The sequence below is a fragment of the Mycobacterium szulgai genome, assembly GCF_002116635.1.
GTDB lineage: Bacteria > Actinomycetota > Actinomycetes > Mycobacteriales > Mycobacteriaceae > Mycobacterium > Mycobacterium szulgai.
The window spans coordinates 135576-153576 of sequence record NZ_LQPW01000165.1 but is presented as its reverse complement, the minus strand read 5'-3'; the positions used below and the strand labels follow the sequence as shown (position 1 = coordinate 153576).

At 65.1% G+C, this 18001-nt stretch carries 17 protein-coding genes; 2 read left to right on the top strand and 15 right to left on the bottom strand.

Annotation, left to right across the window (positions count from 1 at the left end):
• Positions 1 to 70 precede the first annotated feature (70 nt).
• Positions 71 to 1168: a phosphodiester glycosidase family protein gene (locus AWC27_RS25595; protein WP_139801824.1), complete on the top strand. Its 1098-nt coding sequence runs from the start codon at positions 71 to 73 to the stop codon at positions 1166 to 1168.
• Position 1169: 1 nt separating this feature from the next.
• On the opposite strand, the gene AWC27_RS25590 is transcribed toward AWC27_RS25595, so the two are convergent.
• The 14 genes from AWC27_RS25590 to fadD5 all read right to left on the bottom strand — a co-directional run bounded on the left by AWC27_RS25590 (position 1170) and on the right by fadD5 (position 16696).
• Positions 1170 to 1868: a YoaK family protein gene (locus tag AWC27_RS25590; protein ID WP_083115280.1), complete on the bottom strand. Its 699-nt coding sequence runs from the start codon at positions 1866 to 1868 to the stop codon at positions 1170 to 1172.
• A gap of 13 nt (positions 1869 to 1881) precedes the next feature.
• Positions 1882 to 2646: a mammalian cell entry protein gene (locus AWC27_RS25585; protein WP_085673112.1), complete on the bottom strand. Its 765-nt coding sequence runs from the start codon at positions 2644 to 2646 to the stop codon at positions 1882 to 1884.
• Positions 2613 to 3164 (bottom strand): mammalian cell entry protein, encoded by a 552-nt coding sequence (locus tag AWC27_RS25580; RefSeq protein WP_083115305.1) that lies wholly within the window; start codon positions 3162 to 3164, stop codon positions 2613 to 2615. The genes AWC27_RS25585 and AWC27_RS25580 overlap by 34 nt, the downstream gene beginning before the upstream one ends.
• Complete coding sequence (locus tag AWC27_RS25575) at positions 3161 to 4153, bottom strand: RDD family protein (protein WP_083115276.1); 993 nt, start codon at positions 4151 to 4153, stop codon at positions 3161 to 3163. The genes AWC27_RS25580 and AWC27_RS25575 overlap by 4 nt, the downstream gene beginning before the upstream one ends.
• Positions 4150 to 4899: an Mce protein gene (locus AWC27_RS25570; protein WP_085673110.1), complete on the bottom strand. Its 750-nt coding sequence runs from the start codon at positions 4897 to 4899 to the stop codon at positions 4150 to 4152. Before AWC27_RS25570 ends, AWC27_RS25575 begins: the two co-directional genes overlap by 4 nt.
• The gene (locus AWC27_RS25565; RefSeq protein WP_085673108.1) at positions 4869 to 6446 is read right to left on the bottom strand and encodes a virulence factor Mce family protein; all 1578 of its coding nucleotides are present in this window, start codon (positions 6444 to 6446) and stop codon (positions 4869 to 4871) included. The genes AWC27_RS25570 and AWC27_RS25565 overlap by 31 nt, the downstream gene beginning before the upstream one ends.
• A complete protein-coding gene (locus AWC27_RS25560; protein ID WP_085673106.1) occupies positions 6440 to 7603 on the bottom strand; it encodes a virulence factor Mce family protein in 1164 nt (387 codons plus the stop codon). Before AWC27_RS25560 ends, AWC27_RS25565 begins: the two co-directional genes overlap by 7 nt.
• Complete coding sequence (locus tag AWC27_RS25555; RefSeq protein WP_085673104.1) at positions 7603 to 9210, bottom strand: virulence factor Mce family protein; 1608 nt, start codon at positions 9208 to 9210, stop codon at positions 7603 to 7605. Before AWC27_RS25555 ends, AWC27_RS25560 begins: the two co-directional genes overlap by 1 nt.
• Positions 9207 to 10769 (bottom strand): virulence factor Mce family protein, encoded by a 1563-nt coding sequence (locus AWC27_RS25550; RefSeq protein WP_085673102.1) that lies wholly within the window; start codon positions 10767 to 10769, stop codon positions 9207 to 9209. Before AWC27_RS25550 ends, AWC27_RS25555 begins: the two co-directional genes overlap by 4 nt.
• Positions 10766 to 11806 carry a virulence factor Mce family protein gene (locus AWC27_RS25545; protein WP_085673100.1) on the bottom strand — a complete coding sequence of 347 codons (1041 nt, stop codon included), beginning with the start codon at positions 11804 to 11806 and terminating at the stop codon, positions 10766 to 10768. Before AWC27_RS25545 ends, AWC27_RS25550 begins: the two co-directional genes overlap by 4 nt.
• Positions 11803 to 13119, bottom strand: coding sequence for an MCE family protein (locus AWC27_RS25540; protein WP_085673098.1), 1317 nt, complete (start codon positions 13117 to 13119; stop codon positions 11803 to 11805). Before AWC27_RS25540 ends, AWC27_RS25545 begins: the two co-directional genes overlap by 4 nt.
• A gap of 4 nt (positions 13120 to 13123) precedes the next feature.
• The gene (locus tag AWC27_RS25535; protein ID WP_085673096.1) at positions 13124 to 13993 is read right to left on the bottom strand and encodes an MlaE family ABC transporter permease; all 870 of its coding nucleotides are present in this window, start codon (positions 13991 to 13993) and stop codon (positions 13124 to 13126) included.
• Position 13994: 1 nt separating this feature from the next.
• Complete coding sequence (locus AWC27_RS25530; RefSeq protein WP_083115262.1) at positions 13995 to 14798, bottom strand: MlaE family ABC transporter permease; 804 nt, start codon at positions 14796 to 14798, stop codon at positions 13995 to 13997.
• A 257-nt stretch (positions 14799 to 15055) separates the two neighbouring features.
• Positions 15056 to 16696 carry a fatty-acid--CoA ligase FadD5 gene (gene fadD5, locus AWC27_RS25525; RefSeq protein ID WP_085673094.1) on the bottom strand — a complete coding sequence of 547 codons (1641 nt, stop codon included), beginning with the start codon at positions 16694 to 16696 and terminating at the stop codon, positions 15056 to 15058.
• A gap of 159 nt (positions 16697 to 16855) precedes the next feature.
• Between fadD5 and AWC27_RS25520 the strand changes: the two genes are divergently transcribed.
• Positions 16856 to 17548, top strand: a complete 693-nt coding sequence (locus tag AWC27_RS25520) for a GntR family transcriptional regulator (RefSeq protein WP_085673093.1) — start codon at positions 16856 to 16858, stop codon at positions 17546 to 17548.
• Here the strand turns inward: AWC27_RS25520 and AWC27_RS25515 are convergent.
• A complete protein-coding gene (locus tag AWC27_RS25515; protein WP_085673091.1) occupies positions 17541 to 17978 on the bottom strand; it encodes an SRPBCC family protein in 438 nt (145 codons plus the stop codon). The two genes, AWC27_RS25520 and AWC27_RS25515, sit on opposite strands and share 8 nt — an antisense overlap.
• Between the last annotated feature and the right edge of the window lie 23 nt (positions 17979 to 18001).

Sequence of the window (18001 nt, the reverse complement as noted above, 5' to 3'; positions counted from 1 at the left end):
CTCAAATTGACAGTGTTATTGGTGTGGCTAATGTTGTGATAGTTGCACCGGGAGTCAGGCCGAAAGGGCTATCGTGCTGTCACCATCTGCCAGCCTCACCAAATTGGCGGGTCGGCTGACGGCTGGCTGCACGACGCTAGCCGCCTGCGCCACGCTCGCCTTCACGACGGGAGAGCCGGTGGCTCGCGCCGCCGATGCACGCGAGATGCTCGAGCAGGCCATCGCCACCACCAAGGGCTCTTACCTGGTTTACAACTTCGGCGGCGGCCATGCCATGCCGCTGCTCAACGGCGCCGGCAGCTGGTACGAGATGAACAACGGCGGCCATCTGATGGTCATCAAGAACGCCTCGCAACGGCTGCAACCACACCTACTGGTCGATAGCCACCAAGGAGATCAGGCACGCTGCGAGAACAACCCGGGCGCCCGTACCGGTGAAGGACTGTGGCAGGCATCGGAGATCTATCCGCCGCTGCAGGCCTGGCAACGGATGGGGCAACCGACCATCGCGATCAACGCCAACTTCTTCGACGTACGCCCACAGAAGGGCGGCAGTTGGCGAACGACCGGCTGTAGCTCACCGCTGGGCGCCTTCGTGGATAACACTCACGGCCAGGGGCGGGCCAACCAGGCGGTCACGGGGACCGTCGCCTATCCGGGCAAGCAGGGCCTGTCCGGCGGGGGTGAAAGCTGGAGCTCGCTGACCACCATGATAATTCCCGTCGGCGCAGCCCCATATGTGTTGCGGCCCAACGGCAGAGAGGATTACGACCAAGCCACCCCGGTAATCCAGGACCTGCTGAACAAGAACGCGAAGTTCGTCGCCGTGGCCGGGATCGGATTGTTGTCGCCCGGCAAGACCGGCCAGCTGCATGACGGCGGCCCCAGCGCGGCACGCACGGCGCTGGCCTACGTGAAGCAGCGCGACGAGATGTACATCTTCGAGGGTGGCAACTACACGCCGGACAACATGCAAGACCTGTTCCGGGGGCTGGGTAGCGATACGGCGGTCCTGCTCGACGGCGGTGGCTCGTCGGCGATCGTGCTGCGCCGCGACACCGGGGGCATGTGGGCCGGCGCGGGATCCCCGAAGGGATCGTGTGACACCCGCGAGGTGTTGTGCGATTCGCATGAGCGGGCGCTGCCCAGCTGGCTGGCCTTCAACTAGCTCAACTGGTCAGGGCCTCAGGCGTTTTGCGATCGGCCGGTCCGAACCGGAAGATCAGCAGACTGATCGCGATGACGGCGGCGGCCAGCGCCAGCACCGGGGCCACGATCACCTTGGACAGCGTCGCCCCGAGTATGGCGCCGCCACACATCGAAAGAATCACGCTGTACCGCAGGCCTTCTCGGTGACCGGAGCCGCCGGCAAGCCGGCTGTCGGCACCTATGGCAACGATGGTCGAGGTCAGGACCGTGGTGCTCAGTTCCTGAATGCCGAATTCGCGTGCCGAGGCGTTCTGCATGCCGAAGGTCACCGCAAGTCCGCCCAGCAGAAAGAGTTTGGTGTTGTCGTTGTAGTGCAGGATGCCGGCACCGGCCAGGCTGGACAGCACCACCAGGTTGATGACTTCGATGCCCAGCACCGTAGTGATCCAGCGCCGCGGCCGATGGCCGAGCGTGCGCAACAGCCGGCCGCCGATCACCGCGCCGGTGAGAAAGCCGGAGAAGGCCACCAGGCCGGCCGTCAGGTCGATATTCGACTTCACGAACCAGAAGCCGAGGAAGACCACGTTGCCCGTCATGTTGGCGACGAAGACGTGTCCCAGCACCAGCACACTGATCGCATCGGCCAATCCTGTTGCGAAGGTCAGCAGCAGGAGCGCGACGATCGTCAGGCGGTGGAATACCGGCGAACTGACTGCCATGGGACCCGGGTCGCTACAGGTGCGGCGTCACATCCAGCGAGGTTATGGTCGTCATCCTGGTCACCAACCAGCGACCGTTGTCGCGCTTCATGATCAGCCGGTAGGACAGGTACTTCATCGCCGGGATGTTCTTGGTCAGCGGGCTGGTGGTGGTGGTGTTCGTGTACACAATTGCAACGGCATTGGGACCCTCGAGCGATTCGACTGCGACGCCGGTGACCTCGGTGGTGTTGGTCACCTTGGCCTGTTTGTTGGGCGCCACGATGGCGTCGACGAACTTGCGGTACTGGGCACCGAAGTCTCCGCTGAGGTAGGCCGCCGCACGATCGGCAAGGCTGTCCATGTTCTCGGGCGTGTAGGTCCACAACGTCGTGATCGCGTTTGCCGCCGTCCGGGCCACCTTCAGTTTGACCGCTACGGTGGCGCGATCGGCCAGATAGGGCTGCACGGCCGCGCCCGCGAAGGCCGCCGAACCGATGAACAACGCGGCAATTAGCGCGGCCACTACCGGTACCAGCAGACGCCTCGACTTCTTCGTGGGCGCAGCTGTCTTGTCCTCGGCGGCTTCGGTGGCTTCGGTCTCGTCGGAGTCAGCGGCCCCGGTCTCTTCAGCGGCCCCGGTCTCTTCAGCGGCCCCGGTCTCTTCAGCGGCGTCGGTCTCCTCAGCGGCCTCGGTCTCCTCAGCGGCCTCGGTCTCCTCAGCGGCGTCAGTCTCCTCAGCGGCCGCTGTTTCCTCTTCCGCGGTCAGATCACCTGCATCAGGTTGCTGATCTTCCACTGATTCCCTTCCTGCTTGACCGTCGCCGTCCAGCGATTCGTGCTTTCAAACACCTGCTTCTCATCCGCGGACTTGGAGGTGACTTCGGTAGCCACCAGCACACTGGCGGTGCCGTCGTCGTTCCACCGTTCCACGCCGGCGTCAATGACGGTCCCGGTGGCCGGTTCCGCCCTGGCGACCTGGAGCAGGATCTCGTTCGCCCTATCGTGGTACTGCTTGGCGAAATCGCCTGTCGCCTGCGCCAATACCCGTTCTACATACGCGTTGGCGTGATACGGGTCCAGGGTGGTGAAGCCGGTCATGAACCATTTGACGTAGTTGACCACCTCGTGGTCGCGGCTGGCCGCACGTTCCCGAGATTCGTGGCCGATCAGCGACAGCGTGCACACCGTGAGCGCCGCCGCGATGACGGCGACGGTGACCGCCACCGCCAGTGCCAGCCCTGACGACCTCGGCGGAATCGCCTGTGCGACAAACAGTTGCCCCTCTCCGGGCCGAAACTTGCGGCGCGGACTCATTTTCCATTCCCAGGTGCTTTGGGCTTGGTCAGTACAGTGAGATCGTCAACGCGCCAGTGCTTGTCGCGGCCTTTCGCGAAGGTCACCCGAACGGTGGCGCTGATGTAGCGCTGCTCTGGCGGTACACCGCGCCGGCCCTGCATGAACAACAGCATGGTGGCGCGATCCGGCGACGCCGACTGGATCGAGCTGCCCGTCACCCAATACTCGTTGATGACCGGGTGGCCCTTCTCCACCGCCTCCTGCTGAGCCGCCAGCTGACCGCGATACCTGTCCGTGGTCAGCGACTGGGCACGGGCGAAGTCCTGCCGCAATGTCTGCGGGTCGTACGTCAGCATGTCAGCCGCGATTTTCGGCCCCTGTATCGCGATCTCGGCACGGGTCTGATCGGTGGCGCGATCGGGCGCGTACACCAAGGCGTAGCTCACGCCGGCACCGTCTAGACACAGCAGCGCCGCGAACAACAAGGCCGCCGCGGTCCACTGCCGTACCTTGACCGGCCGCGCGTGCGGTTCGACACGCCGTACTTCGGTGCGCAGCAGCAGATCGGCAAAAGTCCGGTGGCGAGAATCCCACAGCGGCCACAGCCAGCCCAGCAACACCGGCAACGTGTCGAGCAGGTGGGCCAGATCGCGCAGCAGTAGACCCCAGGTTCCGATCGCTTCGCCGTCGCGCCGCGTCACCGCGATGCCGTACAGCGCGCGTCCCAACGTCCAGCCGGTGATGGCCGGAAGCAGCAAGCGGTTGACCAGCACCAGCAGCACCGCGACCCCAAGCACGGACAGCGACACCCACCACCACGCGCTGCCCGACCTGACCGATAACGAGACCAACGCCATCGTCGCGATTACGGACATCCCGGGCAGGACGTCGATGGCGAATGCGCCGGCGCGGAAATGCCATGGCGCCAAGTCGTTTTCGGGTGAGACCCGGGTGGCCGCCGGGATGGTTCGGGTCTCTTCGACAGTCGGCTGGACCGCCACCGTCACTTCGTCACCTGGTCGAGCTTGGAAATCTTGTACTGGCCATCGGTCAGCACCATCCGCACGCGCAGACGGTAGCCGGTTTCCTGGCCCTGTACCTGATCGCTGTTGACCTTGACGCGCATCGCCACCAAGATGTCGACCGAACCGTCGGGGTTGTTGCGCTCGACGGCAGCCCGCATATCGGACACCTGAACGTGCACATTCGAAGCCTGATAGGCCTGCACCAGCATGCTGCTGTAGAGCAGGGCCTGAGTGCGGTAGGCATCGGTGCCACATTCGATGATCTTCTGCTCGCTGGCCTGCATCGAGTTGGTGTCGGGTGCCTGCGTCGCGGCCACGCAATCCTTCGCCGCCTGCAGCGCCTTTTCGTTGTACCGCGCGATTTCCTGCCGGTCCTGATGCGCCTTCAATGCGAAGTAACCGCCGGCGCCGATACCGCCGGCAAGCAGTAGCAGGATCACGCTGATGCCTGCCAGCCAGCCGCGGCCCAGCCGCGACGGGCGCCGCTCGACACCGGGCTCCGCGGCCTCGGGTTCTGGCGAATCCTCGGTGCTGGTCTGGTCGGCTCCGTCCTCGGATTCTTTCGAATCCTCGGTCGTCGCCTCCGGCGCCACCTCGGTGCTGGTCTGGTCGGCTCCGTCCTCGGATTCTTTCGAATCCTCGGCCGTCACCTCCGAAACCGCGTCGGGGTTTAGCGAATCATCCGCGTCGATGGGGTTCAGCCGGCTGGCGCCAGCATCTCCTTCCATCCGTCGTCTCCTGTTTTGGTCGAGTTTTCGACGGAATATTTGACCCCGTCGGGCCCTACCAGTTCACCGCTCTGGGGACTGTACACCGCAGTGGGAGGCCCGTTGGGAGTGTAAACGCAGGGGTTGGGCTGTTGTCCGTTGCACTGCACGCTACCTGAACCGGGTCGCTGCAATGGATCGCTGATCGGTGGTGGCGTCCCGCCGGGCGGCAGCCGGTCGGCCGGTGCCGGGTTCATGCCGTTGTTCACCGAAGGTGCCGGGATGACCATGCCCGGCCGCACCGACTGGTCACAGCGCGCCGCCGGCGCGGGGCAGGTCAGCAGCTGGTTCGGGTCGCCGTACCAGGGGTTGGTGCCCGCGGGTTCATACGGCTGGGTGGAACGGCACTCCCGCGGCGTCGCCGCCCTCTTTCCGGGAACGTCGACACATGGGATGTTGCGCGAACCGCGCACGCTGTTGGCCGGCGTTTCCATCGGGATCTTGCAGTACGTGCCGGTCGGCAACGGCACCACGCTGGTGTCGGCGGGCGAACGCCATTCCGACGCCGGAATGAAGCCGGTCAGACACGGCGGCGGCTGGTTGATCGACAGCGCAAGGTCCAGTGCGGCCATGTTCGGGAACGGCGCGGCCACCGTCTGCGCAATCGACGCGCCCTGCGGCAGGAACACCAGCACCTGCTCGAGGCCGGCGTGGTAGCGCTTCAGCAAGTCGAACACGACCTCGAGGTTCGCCAGCGTCTGCGGCAACGAATCCCGAACGTCGGTGAACACCTCGTTGACCTGGTCTGCGGTCGGTGCCGCCTGGGTCAGAATACTTTTCAGATTCTGGTCGTGCGCCGCGGTCTGGGCCGCCAGGGTGTTGAGGTTGTGTGCCCAGCGCTCAATCGCGTCACCCGACTTGACCTGGCTGTCCAGAATCGGCCCCGAGTTCTGGATGAGGTCGTCGATGTCTTTGATCTGGGTACGGAAATCCCCGACGATCGCCTGGGTGGCATCGGTCAGCCGTTGCAGGGCCGGCCCCAACCCGCCGACGGATTGGGCGGTCTCGTCGAGCAGCTTGCCGATCTTCTCTTTCGGCAACGCCTCGAGACCCCGGTTGGCGGTGTCCAGCGCCGGGCCGATCTCACTTGGCACCGTGTTCTTGCACTGGGGCCCCGGACCGCAGGTGATGGTCTGTCCGGACGCGTAGTACTTGCCGGGATTACCCGTCGAGACCAGGTCCAGGTACTGCTCACCGACTGCTGAAACCGAGTGCACATTCGCCGTCGCATCGATAGGGATCTTGTAGTGGCTATCGATGCTCATCGTTGCCCGGATGCCGCGCTCGGTCGGCTCGACGTCGGTGACCTTGCCGATCGTGATGCCGCGGTAGGTCACGTTGGCCGTCGGGTACAGCCCGCCGGATGCGGGCAGCTCAGCCGTCAGCGTGTACCGGCCGACGCCCATCAGGCTCGGGATCTGCAGGTAGTAGATGCCCAGGACCAGTAGCGCGATGACGGTCAGCGCCCCGAACAGGTACAACTGGCGCCTGATGAAGGGAGTCAGCATTGGCCTCGCTCCGCCCTCTCGACCAGCGGTCCACCGGGTGCGTCGTTGGGGTTCGACGTGTAGCGGACGTCGGGGATCATCGTCTCGGGGTCACGCCCGAATGACTGCTCGAGCGCGCGCAGCGCGCCGGACAATCCGGTACCTGTGAGGAACGCGTTGTCGATGGCGCTGTACGTGACGTCCAGAGTCAGCGACACATTCTGATAGTCACCGCGGAAGATCTTCGGCACGGTGTCGATGTCGAACGGCTGGGTGAGGATCAGCTTCAGCGCCCCGATCAGGTACGGCGAACCGCGGCCCAGCTCACGTAATGGACATTGCAGCGATTCGAGCGAGGTGTGCAGGCCGCTGCGCGCCTCGGAGAGGTACTGCCCGGCTTGCTGGCTGAGCCCGCCCACCGCCTGAATGGCGTTGATCAGCAGGTTCTGCGTCTCGGCGAAATGTTTGATCAGCGGCGGGAAGTCGGTCAGCACCCGGTCCAGCACGTCGGCGCGCTGCCCCACATAGACCAGCAGCCGGTTGGTGGAGTCGATCGCGTGGGTGATGTCGTCACGCTGCTCGTTGAGTTGCCTGGTGAACGTGTCCAGCTTGGCCAGGAATGCGTGGATCTGGTCGGCGCGCCCGTGGAAGATGTTGTAGACCTCGTTCTGCAGCACTTCCAGGTTCGGGATGCCGCCGCCGCGCAGGATCATCGCCAGGCTGGCCAGCGTCTGCTCGGTGTTGGGGAACGCCGACGAGTTCTTCAGCGGTATCGTGTCGCCGTTCTTGAGCAGCTGCGGCGACGGGTCGGGCGGCGCGGCCAGCTCGACATGCTGGGAACCCAGCAGACTGGTCTGTCCGATCTTGGCGGTGGCGTTCTTCGGCAGCTTGACGCCCTTGTCGATGCCCAGGGTCAGGGTGGCGACCCAGTTCTTCAACTCGATGCCGCGGATCGAGCCGACCGTCACGTCGGCGACCATCACCTTGCTGTTGCCGTTGATCGCCAGGGTGTCGGGCACCTGCACATAAATGACGTAGGAGCCCTCGCCACTGCCCGGGCCGCCCGGGATCGTCACGTTCGAAATACCGCGCCAGCCACAGGAACTCACCACCATCGCGACCACCAGCAGCACCAGCGCCTGCCAGCTGCGGTAGCGGACCATTCTCGCGATGCCCATCACTGCCCTCCTGCCTCAGCGGGCAATGGTGCACCTACCGGCGCCGGCGCCGGCCCGGGTGCGGGCGTCGGAGCCACGGGACCCGGCCTTACCTCGGGGCCCGGCGGCGGTGGCGGTATCGGCACCTGCGGAGCCTGCAAGCCGATCGGCGGCAGCACCGGGTACTCGTCGTACGCGTTCGGCGGCCCCGGCGGAGTCTGCAGGGTCGACTGGACGGGCTCGATGTCGGGCCCACCCATCAGCTCAGCCAGCGACTCCGGGGTCATCAGACCGGCGGTGATCGGTCCCACCTGGGTTCCCTGCATGCCCGGAGCCACGATCCAGCCCTGCTGGGTGTTGCGGTGCGACAACGGCGTGTCCGGCACCCAGATGCCCGGGACGGTCGTGTCCTTATATCCGTTCGGCGGCTGGAGCCGTGGCTCGGAGTAGGCGACCTGCTTGGGCAGCACCTCGGCGGTGCTGAACAGGTTCAGCCCGAACGGGAAGTAGTTGAACTTGATCGAATCCAGGATCGGTGCCAGGTACTGCGCACACAGCTCGGCGGACTCCTGATACCCCAGCCGGCTGCCGGCCTGGATCGAGCTGCAGATGAACTGCATCGGGTTGGCGAAGCTGGTGATCGCCGGGATGGCGACGACGGAGCCGTGCGCCGGGTGATAGATCTGGTTAACGTTCGCCGCGGCCGTCGGAAGGATGTGCAGCGCTGTCTCCAGCCCGTTCAGCGGTTCGGGCTGCAGCAGGGTGTTGGTCACCGTCGCCAGGTTGTTGACGTCCTGGGAGAGCACCTCGCGGTTCTTGTCCAGGAACGGGCGAACCGTAGTCAGCAGGCTGTCGAACTGCTGCAGCGCGTTGGAAAGATCCTGATCCGAATGCGTGAGCCGGGTGGTGAAGCTGGCCAGGTTCTCGTTGAGCGCCACGAACTGCTTGTCGTCCTGATGCAGCGCGTTAACGAACAGCGCCAGGCTGCGCACCACGGCGAAGAAGTCGCCTCGGCCCTCGTTCAGCGCTGTCAACGCCCGGGACAGGCTGTCCAGCGTGGTGTTGATCTGCTTGCCCTTGCCCTCCAGGCCATCCGCAAAGGATTCGATGACCTCACCGAACGGCCCCTTCGGCTGCTCCGGGGTGGGGCCGAGTTTGGAGATGATGTTGGTGATGCTGTTGCGCAGTTCGTCCCATTCCACCGGCACCCGGGTGCGGTCCAGCGGGATCACCGCGTTGTTGGCCAGCACCGGCCCGCCCTTGTAGGGCGGCTCTAGCTGAATGGTCCGCGAAGCCACCAGCGTTGGGTTGAGGATCACGGCCTGCGCGTTGGCCGGGACCTTGTACTTGTTCTGGTAGTGGAAAACCACCTTCATCTTGTCGCCGGCGGGTTCGATGCTGTCGATCTTGCCCACCTGCAAGCCCATGATCTGGACCTTGTCGCCCGGGTAGAGCGCGTTGGCGGCGGGGAAGTAGGCCGTGACGGTGTTGTTGGTGAGCTTCTGGTAAAGCTGCCAACCGACGAACGCGGCGACGAGGCCCAGAACCACCACCAGCGATCCGATGATCACCGCTGCCCGCGACATCCTGGGCAACTTGATGTTGCGGATGTCAAAGATGGTGCTCAATTCTGGCTACCTCCTTCCACACCGCTACCGCCGGTTCCACCCGGGTTGATGAACGGTCCGGGCAGCTGCGGGCCTGGCCCAGGGGGTGCGGGTGGCCCGGGCGGCAGGCCCGGTGCGAACGTCGACGGTGGTGCGGTCGGGCCTGCCGGCCCCAGCGGCTCGGTGCGAGCACCCGGCGGCGCGTTCGGCGGCAGCGGAACCGGCGTGCCCGGGGCGTCCGGTGCCGGGTCGCCCGGCCGGCCGGCGATCGGGATGCCCGGTGTCGGCGGCAGCCCGTTCGGGTTCGGCGGTGATGCCGCGACGTCCAGCGGCGCCGGGAATGCGGGACCACCGAACGGTCCGATGGCCGCGCCGGCACAGGGCAGCGGGTCCTCCGGCCGGGGCAGCGCACCCGCCGCCGGCGTGTACGAGCACGGCGATCCGGGCGGCACGGCCGGGCCGGGGTGCTCCGGGGTGCCTTCGAGTACCAGCGGTCCCGGCGGCGGCGCGCCATTGGGGAAGCGGGTGCCGTTGGGGTCGGGGAACCGGTATTCCGGCAGGCCGGCGTGGCGCCAGAATTCTTCGGGGTCCAGGCCGCGCTTCTTGAACGCGGCGTCGACGAACGGTTGCAGGATCTGGCCCGGAACCAGGTTGTGCAGAACGACTTTGAAGAACGGCCCGGAAGCGATGGACTCGTTCAGCGACGGCAGGAAGCCGCCGACCTGGACCAACCCCTTGGCCAGGTCGTCCTTGCGCTCCACGAGGATGCCGCTGACGGTGCGCAGCTGCTCGAGCACGTGGTTCAGGTTCGGGTTGTCGTTGATCAGCCCCTGCACCTGCGCCGAGAACGAGGCGACGTTGGCCAGCAATGCGTCGATGGCGCGCCCGCGCTCTTCGAAAGCGGCCAGCAGCGTCTTGGCATTGACCAACAGCCGGTCCACCTGGGCGCTGCGGTCGCCGAGAACGCTGGCGACCTGGTTGGCCTGGGCGAGGAGGTGCTTGATCTCCTCGTCACGCTTGCCGATCGTGTCGGAGAACTTGGCCACGCCGTCCAGTGCGGCGCTCAGGTGTGGGTAGGTCTGGTCGATGGTCTGCGACAACACGTGCAACGACTGCTTCACGGTGTCGATGTCCCAGCCGGTCGCCGCCTTGGTCACGTCGAAGAACGCGTCGTAGATCTGGTAGGGAGTGGTGCTCTGTCCCAGCGGCAAGGTGCCCCCGGGCCGCAGCGGCTGGTTCCCGCGCGCTTCGATCTCGAGGACCTTCTTGCCGAGGATGGTGTCGGTTCGGATCGCCAGCCGGCTCTCGGTGCCGATCGATTGGGTGCCGATCGAGAACTTCAGCAGGATGTGGTCGCCGTCGATGGAAATGCCTTCGACCTTGCCGACCTCCATGCCGGCGATGCGCACCTTGTCGCCCTTGTTGAGGCCGCCGGAGTCGGTGAACTGGCCGTAGTAGCTGGGCCGGGCCATCAGCATCGGCACGCTGGTGAAGCTCTGGCCGACGCCGATGACCAGGAGCGTCACCAGGATGCCCATGACGCCGATCTTGAGCCGGTTGGGGGGTTCCAGCGTTCTCATTGCGGCGTGCACCTACCCGTCGGCTGGTTGAAGAGCCGGACCGTGCGCACCGGGCCACCGGCCTGCAGCCCGTTGAGCTTGATCGTGATGTCGCAGGCGTAGAAGTTCACGAAGTCGCCGTAGGAACCGATGCCGCGCCCGATCATGTTCAGGGCGGTCGGGACCTTGTGCAGGAAGTCGTTGAGCTGCTCGCGCTGGTCGATGAGCGGCTGCTGAACAGCGTCGAGGTAGTTGATGGCCTTGTGCAGCGAAGCTCGGTCCTCGGCCAGCAGATCGGCTACCGTCCCGGCGGCGTTGCTGATGCGCGCCGTACCGCCGGCCAGCGTGTCGTCGTGGTTGCGCAGACCGGTGATCAGGACCTCGAGGTTGTTGACGGTCTGATCAAAGTCCTTGCGGTGCCGGACCGTTGTGTCCAGGACGGTGTTCAGGTTCTTGACCACCTCGCCGATCGCCTGGTCGCGCTCGGCGAGCTGTGACGTCAGCTGCGAGGTCTGGTCGAGGATGTTGTTGATCGTGCCGCCCTGACCCTGGAACACCGTGATCAGCGCCGAGGCGATGGTGTTGATCTTGTCCGGGTCCAGCGCCCGGAACAGCGGCTTGAAACCACCGATCAGCGCGTCGAGGTCCAGCGCTGGCGAGGTGCGGGACAGCGGGATCAGCCCACCGGGCGGCAGCAGCTTGTCCGCGCCGTCGCCGGTGCCGCGCTTGAGCTCGACGTAGCGGTTGCCGATCAGGTCGAGGTAGCGGATCTGCGCGGTCGTCGATTGGAACAACGGCACCGAGCGGTCGACGTCGAAGTTCACCCGGACCCGCTTGCCGCCGTCGATCAGCTCGACGTCCTTGACCTTGCCGATCTCGACGCCCGAGGCGCGGACGAATTGGCCCTGCCGCAGCCCGCTGACGTTGCTGAACTCCGCGGAGTAACTGTTGGTGCGGTCGAAGCGGAGCTGACCGAACACGATGATGATCATCACGCTGAAGAGCAGCAGCACCAGCGAGAAGATGCCGAGTTTGACGAGTGTGCCGGTGATTTTCATGGGTTGATCGTGTTATCCCCTACTTGACGGCCCCAGACGTACTCGATTGCGTACGGAGAACCGGTGTCCAAGTGGTTGTACGGCGCAATGCTGTTGCCGGAGTCCATCACCAATTCCGGCGCGGGCCACAGATCGCGGGTGATGGTCTGCCAACAGCCAGGCGCACCCCCGGGCCCACCGCGAGCGTTCACTCGGGGCAGATTGTCGGGATAGATATAGGGGTTCGGCGCACCGCCGACGACCCCGGCCAGCCCGCCGACCTGGGTGGCGAGCAGGGTGATCAAAGACAGCGGGTTGAGCATGAGCCCCAGCCCCGAGGTCAGGGCGGTGTGGCTGTTCAGCGAGTAACCGTTGCCGCCGAGGAACGAGGCGGCCTTGGGCTCGATGTCGTGGTAGTTGCGCAGCGTGCAGTACAGCTCCGGGCTGTAGGTGTCCAGCAGCTGGGCGGTGGGCACCAGGTCGTTGGCTCCCCGGGCCAGGTAGGGACCGCCGCGGGCGAAGATGTCCTCGCCGGTGTTGCCGAAGCCGGCCGCAGCCAACAGCGCTTCGTCCAGATTATGTTGCTGCTGGTTGATGGTGCGTGCCGCGGGAACCGAATTGTTAAGGAAGTCAAACAGATCCGGCGACGCGTTCGCGTAGACGTCGCCCAGGGCGGCCAGCTGCTGGATGTCCCGGCGCGCCTGCGGCATCTGCGGGTTGACCTCGTCGAGGATGGCGTTGCCGTTGACGACCGACTGTCCGAACCGGTCACCCAGCCCGGCCAGCGCTTGGGCGGCGGCGCTCAAGGTCAGGTTCAGCTTGACCGGATCCACCTTCTCCGAGATCGAGGTGATGGTTTGGAAAAGCGTGTTGATCTCCGTCGTCACCGCCGTTGCGTCGATCACGCTCTTGGGGGTGAGGTGGCCCTTGGAGACGATGTTTCCCTGCGCATCTCTGGGCGTCGTCAGGGAGACGTACTTGCCGCCGAAGACCGTGGTCGCCTTGATCTGGGCATCGACGTTCTCTGGAATCAGCGAAAGATATTGGGGATACACGTCGAGAGTGAACTTGGCCGCGGGCTTGCCGTTGCGGTCGATCTCGGTGATCTTGTCGACCCGGCCGATCTGAACCCCGTTGTAGGTGACCTTCGAGCCGGGATCCATTACCAGGCCGGCCCGATCCGACACCATCGTCAACTTGGTCTTGGCGGTGAAGTCCCCTTTGAACTGGAAGTACACCAACGCGAGTACCAGTACAGCCACCACGAACGAGGCGATTCCCACGACCTTGTACGGCGGCTTGCGAACCTTGTTGACCTTGCCTGGACTTGTCATGGCGCTACACCGTCAGGGCGAAGTTGGGGTTGACGCCGTACAGCGCCAACGCGGCACACAACACGACAACCTGAACCGAAACCAGCGAGAACCGCATCGATCTGCCGACCGCCTCACCGACGCCGACCGGTCCACCGCCGGCGTTGTATCCGTAGTAGCAGTGCGTGACCATCACGATGCCCGCGATGATGATCGCCTCCAGGAAGGACCAGAACACGTCGTCGGGACGCAGGAACGTCCGGAAGTAGTGCTCGTAGGTACCCGTCGACTGGCCGTACAGCACCGTCGTAACGATCTGCGGGGAAAGGAAAGACATGATCATCGCGAGCGCATACAGCGGGATGATCACCACCAGCCCGGCGATGATCCGGGTGGAGGTCAGGTAGGAGACCGACTTGATCCCCATCACCTCCAGGGCGTCGATCTCCTCGCTGATCCGCATGGCTCCCAGCTCGGCGGTGGCGCCGGCCCCGACCGTCGCCGCCAGCGAAATTCCGGTGACCACGGGACCTGCGATACGTACGTTGATCAGCGCGGAGAAGAACCCGGTGAAGGCCTCCACACCGATGTTGCCCAGTGAGGCGAAACCCTGGATGGCGACCAGCGAGCTACCGGACAAGGTCACGAAGCCGACGATCGCGGCGGTGCCGCCGACGACGGCCATCGCGCCGGTGCCCATACCGATCTGGGCGACCAGCCGCAGCGTTTCCTTGCGGTAGTAGTGCAGCGCGTGCGGAATCTGGCCGATGCTGGTGAGCATGAACCAGGCCAGCTGCCCGGTCTCGTCCAGACCCCGGGTGACGCTGCCCGCGTAACGATTGACGTTGGCGATTGCCCGCGGGAAGCGGGCGCGTACTACGGCGGCTGTCGACATGTCAGTGCCCCGTCCCGAATCGCACGCCGATCGTGGTCAAGATGACGTTGACCGCGTACAACGCGACCACGCACAGCACCACGGTCTCGTTGACGGCGGTGCCCAAACCTTTCGAGCCGCCGCGCACGGTCAGCCCGCGGTAGCAGCCGACCAGTCCGGCGATCAGGCCGAACGTCGCCGCCTTGACCATCGCGATGATCACCTCGGGCAGGCCGGTGATCGTGGTCAGCGTCGCCAGATAGGCGCCACCCGAGACGTTTTGCAGATAGACACCGAAGAGGTAACCGCCGACCAGGCCGACGGTGATCACCAAGGCGTTCAGCAGCGTCGCGACCAGAGTCGCCGCGATCACCCGGGGCACCACCAAGCGGTGAATGGGGTCGATGCCGAGCACTTCCATGGCGTCGATCTCTTCACGGATGGTGCGCGCGCCGAGGTCGGCGCAGATCGCGGTGGAGCCGGCGCCGGCCACCACCAGCACGGTCGTCAGCGGGCCGAGCTGGGTGACTGCACCGATCGCCGCACCCGCGCCCGAAAGGTCGGCGGCACCGAACTGGGCGAGCAAGACGTTGAGGGTGAAGATCAGCAGCACTGTCAGCGGGATCGAGACCATGATCGTCGGCAGCAGAGCGACTTTCATGATGAACCAGCACTGCAGGATGAACTCTCGCCATTGGAACGGCCTGCGGAAGAGTGCCCGTCCGGTGAGGACGCACATCCGGAAGAAGCCGCCGACCATCGTCAGCGGCGTCTCCAATTGATCGCGGAGATATCCGACCAGGTGCGGACGTGTAGACGTGGTCACCGGTACCCCTTCACGCCGATATCACAGGTCTCGTTCGTGTCTCGGAGTCGCGGCCGATCATGTCGCACGCCTCGCCCCCTCGCCGCTATGCGGCTGGGGGAACCCCCACCTTGCCGCGACCCAATATGTGTGACTATCGGCTCCCTACCCGCAGGTAGTAACGGAGACCACAGGAATGTACCTGATGGCCCGTCAGGTGTGAACCGCATCCTCACAATTAACCCTTCGTCAATAGCTGGCAAACGTTACGGGTCCGGTCAGCTCTCCTTAATCGGCGATAAATCGGTTGGAGCAGAAGGTCTTTGAGCTTCCTTTGAGCTTCCATAGCGCATCCGCAGTTCAGTCTTGAGCACCTTCCCGGCCGGGTTGCGGGGCAGCGCTTCCACAATCTCGAGCGCCTTGGGATGCTTATACCGCGCGAGCCGCTCGGTCAGGTACTCATCCAGCTCTTCGATTTGCAGGTGCCCTTCCGTTACAGCCGCGACGGCGATCGGCACCTCGCCCCACTTCTGGTCCGACCGGCCGATGACCGCGACCTCGACGATGCGGGGGTGACCGGCCAGAACGTTCTCCACCTCGGCGCAGTAGATGTTCTCGCCACCGGAGATGATCATGTCCTTCTTGCGGTCCACCACCCAGACGTAGCCCTCGGAGTCCATCCGCACCAAGTCTCCGGAATGGAACCAGCCGCCCGCGAACGCCTCCGCCGTGGCCTGCTCGTTGTTCCAGTAACCGCTCATCAATGTCGGTGCGCGATAGACGATCTCGCCGACTTCGCCGACGGGCACGTCATTCATGTCGTCGTCGACGACGCGGGCCGACACGGTCGGGATCACCTTGCCGACCGATCCGCGTTTGCGGATCGCGTCTTCACCGAGCAGCATGCAGGTCACCGGCGACATCTCGGTCTGGCCGAACGCCGCCAGTATCTGAGTTCCCGGAAAGACTTCCGACATCTGCCGCAGCAACTCGTCAGGCGCCGGGGCGGCACCCCACGACATCACCCGCAGCTTGAGGTCGCGGGGCCGTGCTTGCTGCTCGGCGCATACCGCCTGCCACTGTGCGGGCACCAGAAAGATGCCGGTGACCTTCTCGGCTTCCAGTACGTCGAGCAGCTGGCCGGGTTCGAATGCGCCCAGCGGATAGATCACCGTGGGCACTCCGAGCAGCATGCCGGTGAACAGGTTGCCGATCCCGGCGATGTGGAAGAACGGCACCCCGATGAAACCGACGTCGCTGTTGATGTTGGCGCCGCTGGTGTAGAGCGCCGTCATCGTCTGGCCGGTCAGGTTGGTGTGTGTCAGCACCGCACCTTTGGGGCGCCCGGTGGTGCCGGAGGTGTACATGATCAGGGCCGGCGAATCATTCGGGATGTCGACGAGTTCGGCGGCAGGGCCGGGCTCAGTGATGAGGTCCTCGTACCCGAGCACGTTATCGTCGGTTGAGCCCCCGGCTACCGCGATCGTGTCCACCAGCGGCTGGATGTCGCGGACGGCGATGGCCACCGGAGCCAGCACCGGCTCGGTGATCAGCACCCGCGCCCCGCAGTCCTCGACCAGGAAAGCGATTTCTGTTGGCGTGAGCCGGAAGTTCAACGGGACCGCGATGGCCCCGATCATGTTGGCGGCCAGCACCGACTCGACGAACTCGGTCCGGTTGAGCATCAGGACCATGACCCGATCGCCAAAGCCGACCCCGCGGCGGCTCAGCGCGCCGGCCAGCGCCGCCACGCGGCGCCGCAACTCGGCCCATGTCACTGTGTTGCCCAGGAACCTCAGCGCGGTCGCGTGCGGCTGCATCATCGCGTGCCGCTCGAGCTGGTTGACCCAGTTCTGCCGCCGAGCAAGGTAAGGCTGCTCGGTCAGCTGCGTCAGGTTGCTGGCCAGTTGCGCGGTCAACTATGCCTTCCCTTCACTTGCGCACCGCTTGCGCCACATTGATATTTGATAAAACATAGTGTTGTCTGGGTCACATTATGGCCTGGACGGCGCAAAGACAAGAGTTCGAAGTCGACCTGTTATGCACCCGCTAAGCCCCTGAAAGCCCTGGCAGGCCACGTGAACGCTCCCCTCTCCGCGCAGCCGCGCAGCCGCCGTCCGCTGCGCCGGGCGCAGTTGTCCGACGAGGTCGCCGGGCACCTGCGGGCAGCGATCATGTCGGGGAAACTGCGGCCGGGCACGTTCATCCGCCTCGACGAGACGGCGGCCGAGCTCGGGGTCAGTGTCACCCCGGTGCGCGAAGCCCTGCTGAAGTTGCGCGGTGAAGGCATGGTGCAACTGGAGCCGCACCGCGGCCACGTCGTGCTGCCACTGACCCGGCAGGACATCGCAGACATCTTCTGGCTGCAGGCCACCATCGCCCGGGAATTGGCCGTCACCGCCACCGGTCGGATCACCGACCTGGAGATCGCCGAGCTGGACCGGATCAACGATGCGATGGATCGGGCCGTGGGCTCAGGCGATGCCGAAACCATCGCGGCGCTGGAGTTTTCCTTCCATCGCGTCTTCAACCAGGCCAGCGGGCGGATCAAGCTGGCCTGGTTCCTACTCAACGCCGCGCGTTACATGCCAGCCCAGGTCTATGCCGCCGACCCGCAATGGGGTGCCGACGCGGTCGAAAATCACCGACGGTTGATCGCCGCGCTGCGCCGCCGGGACGCCGACGAAGTGGTTGAGCACACGGTCTGGCAGTTCACCGACGCCGCGGCGCGGTTGACCGAGACGCTGGACCGGAACGGGATCTTCAGCTAGCGAGCTGCTCGGCGCGCACCTTGACGGCCTCGGCGAGTTGCTCCAGCACAGTATTGAGGAGCATCTTCACCATCGGCGCCGGCACCGGCATGCTGGGCTCGACGTCGATGTCCACGGTCAGCAGGCTGTTGACGCCGCTTTCCACCACGCTGAACAACTGCTCCTGCTTGGCGAACAGGTCGCCCTGCTGCATGACGGTCTGAATCTGGTTCTCACCGGGGTAGTACACCGCGTGGATATAGACGCCTTCAAAACCTTGAATAGAGGTGTCGAGGCGCACCTGGCTGGGACGGCCGTCGTCGTAGCGGGCGAGCACCCAGGCGCCCTTGATTCCTTCATTCCATTCCGGGTACCGCTCGATGTCGCCGACGATGCCCATGATCGCCTCGGCCTGCGCGCTGACCTCGACTGTCTTGCTCAAAACTGGCATTGGCGAAGCATACTGGTGCCGTT